The organism is Pseudomonas sp. rhizo25 (genome assembly GCF_031931935.1).
Taxonomy (GTDB): Bacteria; Pseudomonadota; Gammaproteobacteria; order Pseudomonadales; family Pseudomonadaceae; genus Aquipseudomonas; species Aquipseudomonas synxantha.
In genome coordinates, this window is sequence record NZ_JAUJXA010000008.1 from 193,532 (window position 1) to 205,300 (window position 11,769).

The 11,769-nt window shown below is 59.6% G+C and carries 9 protein-coding genes; 4 read left to right on the forward strand and 5 right to left on the reverse strand.

Features of this window, described 5'->3' with window-relative positions:
* Window positions 1-476 precede the first annotated feature (476 nt).
* Together QZR30_RS18745 and QZR30_RS18750 are read left to right on the forward strand one after the other, a co-directional pair.
* A complete protein-coding gene (locus QZR30_RS18745) occupies window positions 477-2,573 on the forward strand; it encodes a putative bifunctional diguanylate cyclase/phosphodiesterase (protein ID WP_311903899.1) in 2,097 nt (698 codons plus the stop codon).
* Window positions 2,574-2,627: 54 nt separating this feature from the next.
* Complete coding sequence (locus QZR30_RS18750; protein ID WP_046067955.1) at window positions 2,628-3,374, forward strand: SDR family oxidoreductase; 747 nt, start codon at window positions 2,628-2,630, stop codon at window positions 3,372-3,374.
* 9 nt (window positions 3,375-3,383) lie between these two features.
* Here QZR30_RS18750 and QZR30_RS18755 read toward each other — a convergent pair whose 3' ends face one another.
* The 4 genes from QZR30_RS18755 to QZR30_RS18770 all read right to left on the reverse strand — a co-directional run bounded on the left by QZR30_RS18755 (window position 3,384) and on the right by QZR30_RS18770 (window position 7,319).
* Window positions 3,384-3,863: a hypothetical protein gene (locus tag QZR30_RS18755; RefSeq protein ID WP_311903902.1), complete on the reverse strand. Its 480-nt coding sequence runs from the start codon at window positions 3,861-3,863 to the stop codon at window positions 3,384-3,386.
* 53 nt (window positions 3,864-3,916) lie between these two features.
* Window positions 3,917-5,326 (reverse strand): GntR family transcriptional regulator MpaR, encoded by a 1,410-nt coding sequence (gene mapR, locus QZR30_RS18760; protein ID WP_059397550.1) that lies wholly within the window; start codon window positions 5,324-5,326, stop codon window positions 3,917-3,919.
* 158 nt (window positions 5,327-5,484) lie between these two features.
* Window positions 5,485-6,894 carry a cytochrome c oxidase accessory protein CcoG gene (gene ccoG, locus QZR30_RS18765; protein ID WP_311903905.1) on the reverse strand — a complete coding sequence of 470 codons (1,410 nt, stop codon included), beginning with the start codon at window positions 6,892-6,894 and terminating at the stop codon, window positions 5,485-5,487.
* Between the two features lie 185 nt (window positions 6,895-7,079).
* Window positions 7,080-7,319, reverse strand: coding sequence for a DUF3203 family protein (locus QZR30_RS18770; RefSeq protein WP_056845851.1), 240 nt, complete (start codon window positions 7,317-7,319; stop codon window positions 7,080-7,082).
* Window positions 7,320-7,438: 119 nt separating this feature from the next.
* Here QZR30_RS18770 and QZR30_RS18775 point away from each other — a divergent pair, with 119 nt between their 5' ends.
* Window positions 7,439-7,936 carry an MgtC/SapB family protein gene (locus QZR30_RS18775; protein ID WP_046067960.1) on the forward strand — a complete coding sequence of 166 codons (498 nt, stop codon included), beginning with the start codon at window positions 7,439-7,441 and terminating at the stop codon, window positions 7,934-7,936.
* 5 nt (window positions 7,937-7,941) lie between these two features.
* On the opposite strand, the gene QZR30_RS18780 is transcribed toward QZR30_RS18775, so the two are convergent.
* Window positions 7,942-9,165 (reverse strand): M10 family metallopeptidase C-terminal domain-containing protein, encoded by a 1,224-nt coding sequence (locus QZR30_RS18780; protein WP_311903907.1) that lies wholly within the window; start codon window positions 9,163-9,165, stop codon window positions 7,942-7,944.
* Between the two features lie 548 nt (window positions 9,166-9,713).
* Here QZR30_RS18780 and QZR30_RS18785 point away from each other — a divergent pair.
* Window positions 9,714-11,702, forward strand: a complete 1,989-nt coding sequence (locus QZR30_RS18785) for an alpha-1,4-glucan--maltose-1-phosphate maltosyltransferase (protein ID WP_311903909.1) — start codon at window positions 9,714-9,716, stop codon at window positions 11,700-11,702.
* Window positions 11,703-11,769: the final 67 nt, after the last annotated feature.

Genomic DNA, 11,769 nt, shown 5'->3' on the forward strand with positions numbered 1-11,769 from the left:
AAACGCTCTTGCCCCACCACTCGGCACCTCGCCCAGGCTCGGTGTGCCCGTAATCCGACATGGATTTGGGGGGCCGCCGCCACGCGCCATCCATGGCGCGGGGCGGCTAAACCGGCATCCCTGCCGGTTTACCCCCCAAATCCCTGTCGAATTCCGGCCAGCGTGGTTTGACGGGGCGCCTAAGATCAAAAGCAAAATCAAGAGCGGCTCGCTTCGCATCGTGGTTACCGTCGGCTGCTACACAGCTGTGTAGATACCCATGGCCCTCGGGGGCGAGTCGAATCGTAGCACCGCCTCTCCCACATTTTGATCTCCGTGGATCCAGAAACTGCCTCATGAGGCCATCCGATTGACGCCAAAAAATCACTAATGGCCTTCTGATAATTAATCACCTGCCCCAGATTCATTCTCGCTACAATCGCGCGCTTTGCCACCCGGCACGGGCTTTTACACCCCGGTAGCCCGCGAGAAGTCCCATGCTGATCGGTAGCTATTCAACCTCCCTTGTCGTGATTTCCCTGTGCGTCGCTGTACTGGCGTCCTATACCGCGTTGGACCTGGCCGGGCGTATCGCTACCGCCAAGGGGCGCGCCGTTTATCTATGGATCAGCGGCGGTGCATTGGCGATGGGCGTCGGTGTCTGGTCCATGCACTTTATCGGCATGTTGGCCCTGCGCCTGCCGTTTGCCCTCGGGTTTGACCTGGGCATCACTGCGCTGTCGCTGTTGATCGCGATGTTATCCAGTGGCTTCGCCTTGTGGCTGGTCAGTCAGCCACGCCTGCCGGCCTGGCAGTTGGCATTCGGTGCGTTGATCATGGGCGCCGGTATCGCCAGCATGCATTACACCGGCATGGCTGCGATGCGCATGACGCCGGGCATTGACTACGATCCCACTTTGTTTGGCGCCTCATTATTGATTGCAGTGGTGGCTTCCGGTGCGGCACTGTGGATCGCCTTCAACCTGCGGCGCAACACGCCTTATGTGCGCCTGGCACGGGGTGGGGCGGCGGTGGTGATGGGCGTGGCTATCGTCGGCATGCACTACACCGGGATGGCCGCGGCGCGTTTTGCCGACGACAGCTTTTGCGGTGCCGCACTGACGGGCCTGAGCGGCAGGGGCCTGGATAACCTAGTTTTAGTGACCTCTTTGGCGGTGCTGGTCATTGCGCTATTGACCTCGCTGCTCGACGCACGCCTGGAAGCGCGCACTGCCGTGCTCGCCGATTCCCTGACCCTGGCCAACCGGGAGCTGACCCACCTGGCGCTGCATGACATGCTCACCGGCCTGCCCAATCGCACGCTGCTGGCGGATCGCATCCAGCAAGGTATCCAGGCGGTGAATGAGCGGGGCGGCTGCTTTGCCTTGATGTTTATCGACCTGGATGGCTTCAAGCCGGTCAATGATGCCTTTGGTCATCACATGGGCGATCAGTTGCTGCGCGAGGTCGGCCTGCGCTTGCGCGAGGACTTGCGCAGCCAGGACACCCTGGCCCGTATCGGTGGCGACGAATTTGTGTTGCTGGTGCAATTGACCCAGCCGGACGATGCCATGGGCTTGGCCGAGCGCCAGGTCGGCCTGATCAACCGCACCTTCAAGGTCGCCGAGCATGAGTTGAACATCTCGGCCAGCATTGGCATCGCCCTGTTCCCGGGCAACGGCAGCAGCCCTCAGGAGTTGTTGATGAACGCTGATGCGGCGATGTACCACGCCAAGGGCATGGGCAAGAACGGCTACAGCTTCTTCGATGTATCGATGAACACCAATGCGCGCAAGCAATTGCAACTGTTGCAGGACCTGCGCAATGCCCTCGAACATGGGCAGTTTCGCTTGTACTACCAGCCCAAGTTTAATGCTGTCAGCGGTATTGCGGTGGGCGCCGAGGCCTTGCTGCGCTGGGAACACCCGCAGCAGGGCCTGTTGCTGCCGGCGACTTTTATCGCACTGGCAGAGAAAACCGGGCTGATCATTCCCATCGGCGAGTGGGTACTCAACGAAGCCTGCCGCCAGATGAGCCTGTGGTATGCACAGGGTTATGAGAGTTGGCGCATTGCCGTAAATCTCTCGGCGTTGCAGTTCTGTCACGCCGGGTTGGTCAACAGCGTAGCGGCCGCCCTGGAGCGTCACCAATTGCCCGCCAACAGCCTGACCCTGGAAATTACCGAGACCACCGCCATGAGCGATGCCGACGCGAGCATGACCGTGTTGCAGCAGCTCTCGGACATGGGCGTGGATCTGTCCATCGATGACTTTGGCACCGGCTACTCCAGCCTGATGTACCTCAAGCGCCTACCGGCCAACGAGTTGAAGATCGACCGAGGCTTTGTGCGCGACCTGGAACACGACAGCGATGACGCGGCGATCGTCTCGGCCATCGTGGCACTCGGCCAGGCCCTGGGCTTGCGAATTGTGGCCGAAGGTGTGGAAACCAATGTGCAGCAGGATTTTCTCACGCGTTTGGGGTGTGATTCGTTGCAAGGCTACTTGTTGGGGCACCCATTGCCCGCCGATAGTTTCATGGCAGATATCCGGAGCGCCGAACAAACGGTAGCGCCTGACAAGAGCTATGAGTGACGGGTATTCTTGGATCCAACCCTAGACATCAGGTTGAATCTGGAGACCGCAGCCATGGATAAAGTCGTTATCATCACCGGAGGCAGCCGTGGGATTGGCGCCGAGACGGCATTGCTGGCCGCTCGCGAGGGGTATCGTATCTGCATTAACTATCAGTCTGATGAGAAGGCCGCTCATGCAATGCTTGAGCAAGTGCGCGGCCTGGGCGCCCAGGCCATTGCGGTGCGCGCCGATGTCAGCAGCGAAGATGAGGTGATCGCGTTGTTCAATCGCGTGGATGCCGAACTGGGCCGGGTCACGGCGCTGGTCAACAATGCTGGTACCGTTGGGCATAAGTCGCGGGTCGATGAAATGTCCGAATTTCGTCTCCTGAAAATCATGAAGACCAATGTGCTGGGCCCGATCCTGTGCGCCAAGCATGCGGTGCTGCGCATGTCGCCTCGGCATGGCGGGCAGGGTGGCAGCATTGTCAACGTATCGTCGGTGGCGGCGCGCCTGGGATCGCCGGGTGAGTATGTCGACTATGCTGCGTCCAAGGGGGCCCTGGACACTTTCACGCTTGGCCTGTCGAAAGAGGTCGCGGGTGAAGGCATTCGTGTCAACGCGGTACGTCCCGGCTACATCTTTACCGATTTTCACGCCCTCAGCGGTGATCCGGACCGGGTCAGCAAGCTGGAGTCCGGCATTCCCATGGCCCGTGGTGGGCGCCCGGATGAGGTGGCGGAGGCGATTATCTGGCTGCTGTCGGACAAGGCTTCATACGCCACCGGAACCTTCCTGGATCTGGGTGGAGGACGTTAAATTTCCTGGCTAGCGCCCCAGGCTTTGCAGTACGTCATAGCCGTCTTGCGCGAATGCTACGAGTAGGCGCGCCTCGGAATTTTTACGGGTGGAATAGCCCGCGTTGTAAAAGCCGTTGATCTTGCCGTCATGCCGTTCACTGTTACCGACGCGACGATCATTTACGTTGTCGAGGACATTGATCACTCGCGCCAGGTTATAGGCCGCGCGCGCCCTGGCTTTGGCATCAGGGTTGGCGGATGTCCAGTCGCCCAGTTGTCGCTTGAGCAAGTCGGTCACCGGATAGCTGTCCCTGCGCCTGAGCAGGTGTTTCAACCCTGGATTGGCGTTGATGATTTGCCTGGCGGAGCGACGATCCGCGAAAGGCGGTTCTTCGGGCGCTGCAGGCACCGCAAGCCAGTTGTTTTCCGGGCGCCCTTCGCCAAGCTGGTAGGCGGTCGATGCGGGAAGCATGTTGATGCGCATGGCGGTCTCGAAGTGAAGATACACACACCTGAGTGTCTCCTTGGGGCGCAGGGTTCCTAAGGCTGTGTATCCCATCGTTAAAACGACCGCACAATCCGCCCCAGCGTTTCCATGGCCTTTTCCGACGCCTCGGTCCACGGGCTGCCATAGTTCAAGCGAATGCAATTGCTGAACCGTCGGGTCGCCGAGAAAATCGGCCCCGGGGCAATGCTGATGCCTTGGGCCAAGGCCATCTGGAACAATTTCAGCGAGTCGGTCTGTTCCGGCAGTTCCAGCCACAGGAAATACCCGCCGGCCGGCTGGCTGACCCGTGTCTGGGTCGGGAAGTAACGGGCGATGGCTGCCAGCATGGCGCTTTGCTGTTCTTCCAGGGCATAGCGCAGTTTGCGCAGGTGCCGGTCATAACCGCCGTGCTGCAGGTAGTCGGCAATTGCCGCCTGGGCCGGCATCGATGGGCACAATGAGGTCATCAGTTTAAGGCGCTCGACTTTCTGCGCGAAGCGCCCGGCCGCGACCCAACCGACGCGGTAACCCGGTGCCAGGCTTTTGGCAAAGGAACCGCAATGCATCACCAACCCTTCAGTGTCAAAAGCCTTGGCCGGCTTCGGCGCTTGCTGCCCGTAATACAGCTCTGCATAGACATCATCTTCAATCAACGGCACCTGATGACCGCGCAGCAGTTCCACCAGCGCCTGTTTTTTCGCCTCCGGCAGGGTCGCGCCCATGGGGTTCTGGAAGCTGGTCATGGTCCAGCAGGCCTTGATCGGATAGCGCTCAAGGCATTGGGCAAGGGCGTCGAGGTCAATGCCGTCGCGTGGGTGCACCGGTATTTCCACGGCCTTGAGCTTCAGGCGCTCCAGCACTTGCAGGCAGGCATAGAACGCCGGGGCTTCGATGGCGACCAGGTCGCCGGGTTCGGTCACGGCCTGCAGGCACAGGTTCAGTGCTTCAAGGGCGCCATTGGTGATCAGCAGCTCCTCCATGGGCAGCATCAGGCCGCCGACCATGTAGCGCAGGGCGATCTGTCGGCGCAGTTGCGGGTTGCCCGGCGACATGTCGGTGACGACCAGGCGCGGGTCCATTTCGCGGCTGGCACTGGCAAGGGATCGAGCCAGGCGGGGCAGTGGGAACAACATCGGGCTGGGGAACGCCGAGCCGAAGGGCACGGTGTTGGGGTCCTTGATGGAGTCAAGGACCGAAAACACCAGTTCGCTCACGTCTACGTTGGTGGATTCATGCACCTGCTCACTCACCACCGGTTCGGAAAACGGGCTGGGCGCATGGGTGTTGACGAAGTAGCCGGAACGCGGCCGTGCGCGAATCAGGCCGCGGCGCTCCAGCAGGTAGTAAGCCTGGAACACTGTGGACGGGCTGACGCCGTAGGTCTGGCTGGCGTAGCGCACCGATGGTACGCGCTGGCCAGGGCCGAGGACGCCGGAGCGGATCAGTTCTGCGATGTCGTCGGCGAATTTTTCGTAGCGTTTCATGGGGGCCTTAAACAGGTTTTTCTGTGTGTACGCTGGGTAAATGTGGGAGCGGGCCTGCTCGCGAAAGCGGTGTGTCAGTGACGCAGATATAACCTGACCCGGCGCTTTTGCGAGCAAGCCTGCTCCCACATTTGCATCTCTATCTATCCAGATAGATTTCAGCGATTCAACGGTGCAACAAAACGACTGTCTGCAGCGCTGTAGATCCAGGGTTCATCCACATCCGTGACTTTGAAGCGGATAGTCTGCGAACTGCTCACCGGTTTGTCCGCCAGCAATGCCACCGACACCGGTACATCGACGATTTCCCCGGGTGCCAGGCTGACCTGGGTCTTGCCCTGCAACTGGAAGCTGTCGGCGTCCACCAGTTCCAGGCGGTAGTCCTGGCGTTGCTGGGTCTTGTTGATGACCTTGAGGCTGTAGATGTTTTCGATCAAGCCCTGGCTGTTTTCGCGGAACATACCACGGTCCTTGGTCACGTCCAGCGATACCATCGGCCGTTCGACCAAGGCCACCACCAACGCTGCGATCATCACCAACAGCACGGCACTGTAGCCGATCAGGCGGGGCCGCAGCAGGTGAGTCTTGCCACCTTGCAATTGGTGTTCGCTGGTGTAGCTCACCAAGCCGCGTGCATAGCCCATTTTGTCCATGATCGAGTCGCAGGCGTCGATGCATGCCGCGCAGCCGATGCATTCCATTTGCAGGCCGTCGCGAATATCGATGCCGGTGGGGCATACCTGCACGCACAGTTGGCAATCGATGCAATCGCCGAGGCCGACGTCCGCGGGCTGCACCTCGCGTTTACGCGGGCCACGGCGTTCGCCACGGGCGGCGTCGTAGGAAATGGTCAGGGTGTCTTTATCAAACATCACACTCTGGAACCGTGCATAGGGGCACATGTGCATGCACACCGCTTCTCGCAGCCAGCCGGCATTGATGTAAGTGGCACCGGTAAAAAACAGCACCCAGAACAGGCTTACGCCGCCCATCTGCCAGGTCAGCAATTCGGTGGCGAGCGGGCGGATCGGTGTGAAGTAGCCAACAAACGTCAGCCCCGTCAGCACGCTGATACCCAGCCACAACGTATGTTTGGCCGAGCGCCGCGCTAGTTTATTCAAGCTCCACGGTGCGGCTTGCAACTTGATGCGTTGGTTGCGCTCGCCCTCGGTGACCTTTTCACACCACATGAACAGCCAAGTGAACGAGCTTTGCGGGCAGGTGTAGCCGCACCATACGCGGCCGGCAAACACCGTGATGGCAAACAGGCCAAAGGCGCAGATGATCAGCAGCGCCGAGAGCAGGATGAAATCCTGAGGCCAGAAAGTAGCGCCGAAGATGTGGAACTTACTCTCGGCCAGGTCCCATAGCACGGCTTGGCGGCCACCCCAGCTCAGCCATACGGTGCCGAAGAAGGCCAGGAACAGCAGGCCGGCGCCGCCGACGCGCAAGGTGCGGAATACGCCGGTGAAGCTGCGGGTATGGATCAGGTTGTCGCTGGATTTGGCCTTCACCTTCTTTGGGTGGTTGGGCTCAAAGGTTTCCACGGTTGGGATTCGTTCGCTCATGGTCGTTCGCTCATCAGCCTCCATCAGGCCGGGGAACTATGGGCGACAGTCTGTTCGCATAACAGGCTCAGGCATGGTGATAAAAAGCGGATCAGATGGGTTTGATTCAACCGTCTTTGCCGATCTGCTGCACCCCAGGCTCACTGGGGTGCAGGGGTGCTTAGATGTCTATTGATACAGATCAATCAAATCACCGAACCCGGTTTATCGGCCTTTACGTGGTTACGACCATCCTTGGCGCCTTCTACGGTGAGGGCGTCGGCCTCGGCTTCGGTGATGTAGATCTGCTGGCCGGCCAATTCCACATAAGACATGGCTTTTTCATTGTCGGTAAGAATATTTACCCGAGTAGCCGGCAGGCTCTGTTCCTGGCCGGTCTCGTCGAGCGTGAAGTAGCACAAATGATTTTCGATGCGTACAGACATGGCGATCTCCTGTTCATGGGCTATGTCCCGTTAGGCGACGGTAACGCTGCCGGGTTCCAGGCAACTGACTGGCGGTCTGCACTGTCTATCTTTCATTCACAATAAGAAAGGACAGATCCATGGACGCCTGGTGGCATCAAGTGTGGCAAACCCTGCAGGCTGAATTTGCCGACATCGGCGACGCTCGGCAGTTGACGCAAATCACTGTGCGCCTGCTGATCGCCGCGCTTTTAGGCGGCATCCTGGGGTTTGAACGTGAACAAAAGGGCAAGGCGGCAGGGGTGCGCACCCATATGCTGGTGGCCTTGGGCGCCGCGTTGTTTGTGCTGGTGCCGCAAGTGTCCGGCAGCCAGGCGGACGCCATGAGCCGCGTGGTGCAGGGGGTGATTGCTGGGATTGGCTTCCTTGGCGCCGGTACCATCCTCAAGGGCAAGGAAGACGAGGAGGGCCAGCACGTGAAGGGCCTGACCACGGCGGCCGGGTTATGGATGACCGCCGCCATTGGGGTGGCGGCGGGGATGGGGCGGGAATCGACGGCGGTACTCAGTACGCTGCTGGCACTGATGGTATTCAGTGTGATGCCACGGGTCGTCAAGCTGCTGGACAAGAATGAGTGACAGGGTCAGGTGCTGAGGTTGCTGTACCTGACCTCGCCGAAGACTTTTACCACGAAGGGCGGCTCTCCCGGGTTGCCGGAAATCATTACCACGCTCGTGTTATTGGCCGGGTTGTAGTGAACCTGCACTTCGCCACTGGCGCCTGAGAAATTTTCTACCAATTTCAACGGCTTGTTGCCGAGTTGGTTTCGAATGGCCGTTACATCGAGCTTGTCTCTGTTGTGGTCAAAATCCATCACCTCCTTAGGCGCATCGAAGTTCGAGTCGCGGGTACTGTGGAAGGTGAAGGTCTGACCAATGTCAATCCTGGAATCGTTGCTGTTGCTGTTGCTGTTGCTGTTGCTGTTGCTGTTGCTGTTGCTGTTGCTGTTGCTGTTGCTGTTGCTGTTGCTGTTGTCGTTGTTGTTGTTGTTGTTGTTGTTGTTGTCGGGTTTGAGGCTGTCTGCCTCAGCCGATGAATTGTCCGGTTGCGGGGTCGGCTCGCCTAGGTCCACTTCCTTGCCGATCTCGAAGAGGGCCGAGGCGAGTGGCGTACTCTGGCGCACTCGCTGTTTGGCGTAGGATTCCTCAACGCGTAGCTCATCAAAGACTTGCATGGATTGGCTGAAACTCTCCTCGGGGTCAGAACTGGCAGTGCGGTCGCGGATCTCTTGAGGGCTCAAGCCCGGTCGCTCGATGTGCGAGGATTGGTCATGGATCTTCTGCAGGCTTGACTGACCTAGACGCTCCTTCACTTCGGTAATCAGCTTGCGCGCTTCGTCTGCATCGGGGCCTTGCAGCATCGACTTGACATTTTCCTTGCTTAACAGACTTCGGATCTCGGCCAACTTCTGGGCGGTCTCCTGCGAGTTTGGCTCGCGCAGCATCTGGGTAATACTCTCCCGGCTGGCGAGCGCACGAAGTTGGGCGAGCCGGGGGGCGTCTGCACCGGGCGCCTGCGGCTCCACGTCTGTATTAGGTGCAGTGCTGGGCGCAGTTGAGGCTTGCTCCTCGGGCGCATCGGTACCGGGCGCCTGCGGTTTTAGGCTTGTCGAGGGGCTAGGGTTGGGCGGGGTAAAAGCTTGCGGTGCCCTGGGGAGGTCCGATGGATGCCTGTCAGGCTCTTTCCTGCGCATGATTCCGCTGGGGCCGGCCCTTAATAAATCGTTCAGTTTCTGTCGATAATCGTTGGCGGACGGTTGTTGTATGCCCTGGATAGTGGACGTTGGTGGCAGTAGCGAAATGGACATAGAAGGTACTCGCGTTACGGACGGAATAGTCTGCGGCCAGCAACAAGGCGGGTCAGCGCACGAGTAGTGAATCTATCTTGACCTTGGGAGGGGGGAGTTCGGCGCCGTCTGTAATGCGAGTGGGAAAAATCAGCGGCGCTTGCTCGCGATGTTTGGTTCGCAAGCAAGCGCTTGCCGGCCTGTCAATCAGACGATAACGGGCGGCATCGTTGCGGGGGGTTCCTGGACGGGCGGTGGCTCGTTTTCAGGGGGGTCTTGTTCAGGAACGGGTCGGGGTTCTGTGGGCGGCAGCGGGGGCTCGTCGATATTTGGATCTTCGGGTTCAGGGGGTATCGGGATATTCATGGGTATGGCCTCGTTTGTGCTTTGCTCTATCGGTGGACCCTTGCCTGCGGGAAATGATTCCCGCCCAGTGGCGGTATATCCACCTGAACTTTTGAACAGCGCCCATGCTCGGACCTTATACGGCCCTGCTCAGGGAGAGCGTCGCCGTTTCTGAATTCGGATCAAGCAAAGGGCGTCCACGGGGCGTAAGGGGAAGATGCTCGATGACTGCTGAAACACTGGCTCCAGAAGATTCCGTATTGCCGCTGTCCCAGGCGCTTTTGTTACCCAGGATCGCTATCGAAAGCACCATGCCGGTGATCGACAATGGCGAGTTCGCCGTCAAGGCGGTGGTTGGCCAGCGGATCAATGTCACCAGCAAAGTGTTCGCCGATGGCCACGACAAACTGGCGGTGCTGATCCGCTGGCGAGCGCGGGAGGATGAAAGCTGGCACAGCGTGGTCATGAACGATGTGGGCAACAATGGCTGGGAAGGGGCGTTCAGCGTCGCCCAGCAGGGCCCGCATCAATACTGCATTGAAGCCTGGATCGATACCTTCGCCAGCTTTTGTTACGAACTGCGCAAGAAACATGAGGCCGGAGTGCCGGTCAGCCTCGAGCTGCAGGAAGGCCGCAGCCTGGTGCTGCAGGCCGCCGAACGCAGTGACAACGAACTGCGCGACCGCTTGATGCTGTTGCACCACGAACTGTCGGGCCTGTTGGAAACCGAGCAGGTGGCGCTGTTTCTGCATGAAAACAGTGCACACTTGATGACCCAGGCCGATCACCGCGCCTACCTGAGCGTCAGCCCGGTATACCCGATTGATGTGGAACGCGAAGCGGCGCAGTTTGCCAGTTGGTACGAACTTTTTCCCCGCTCGATCACCGACGATCCGGCGCGCCACGGCACCTTCAACGATGTGCACTCGCGCTTGTCGATGATTCATGACATGGGCTTTGACGTGCTGTACTTCCCACCGATCCATCCCATCGGCCGCAGTCATCGCAAGGGCAAGAACAATTCTCTGACGGCCGGCCCCGATGATCCCGGCAGCCCCTATGCCATCGGCAGTGAAGAGGGCGGTCACGAGGCGATCCACCCGCAGTTGGGTGGCCGCGATGATTTCCGCCGGCTGGTCAAGGCCGCCGCCGACCACGGTCTGGAAATCGCCCTGGACTTCGCCATCCAGTGTTCCCAGGACCATCCGTGGCTCAAGCAGCACCCAGGCTGGTTCAACTGGCGCCCGGACGGCACGATCAAGTATGCGGAAAACCCGCCAAAAAAATATCAGGACATCGTTAACGTCGATTTCTATGCGGCGGATGCGATCCCCGGCCTGTGGACCGAGCTGCGCGACATTGTGGTGGGCTGGGTGGAAGAGGGCGTCAAGACCTTTCGCGTCGACAACCCCCACACCAAGCCGCTGCCATTCTGGCAGTGGCTGATCAGCGACGTCAGGGCCAAATATCCTGAGGTGATCTTCCTGGCGGAGGCTTTCACCACCCCGGCCATGATGGCGCGCCTGGGCAAGGTCGGTTACTCCCAGAGCTATACCTACTTTACCTGGCGCAACACCAAGGCCGAGTTGAGCGAATACCTGACGCAACTGAACCAATCGCCGTGGCGCGAATGCTACCGGCCGAATTTCTTCGTCAATACACCGGATATCAACCCAGGCTTCTTGCACCAGTCCGGGCGCCCCGGCTTCTTGATCCGTGCCGCCCTGGCGACCATGGGCTCGGGCCTGTGGGGTATGTATTCGGGCTTTGAGCTGTGTGAAGCCGCGCCAGTGCCGGGTAAAGAGGAGTACCTGGATTCGGAGAAGTACGAAATCCGCCCTCGGGACTTTACCGCGCCCGGCAACATCATTGCCGAGATCGCCCAGCTCAACCGTATCCGTCGGCAGAACCCGGCGTTGCAGACCCATCTGGGGCTGAAGCTCTACAACGCCTGGAACGACAACATCCTGTATTTCGGCAAGCGCAGCGAAGACGGCAGCAACTTTATCCTGGTGGCGGTCAACCTCGACCCCTTCAATGCCCAGGAAGCTCATTTCGAGTTGCCGCTATGGGAGATGGGCCTGCCCGACGACGCCCAGACCCAGGGTGAGGACCTTATGAACGGCCATCGCTGGACCTGGTACGGCAAGACCCAATGGACACGGCTAGAACCGCAGATGCCATTTGGGATCTGGCGTATCACTGTTTCCTAGGCAAGTGGAGATCAGAGTGTGGGAGGGGGCAAGCCCCCTCCCACATTGATTGCATTTGCGTCTGCAG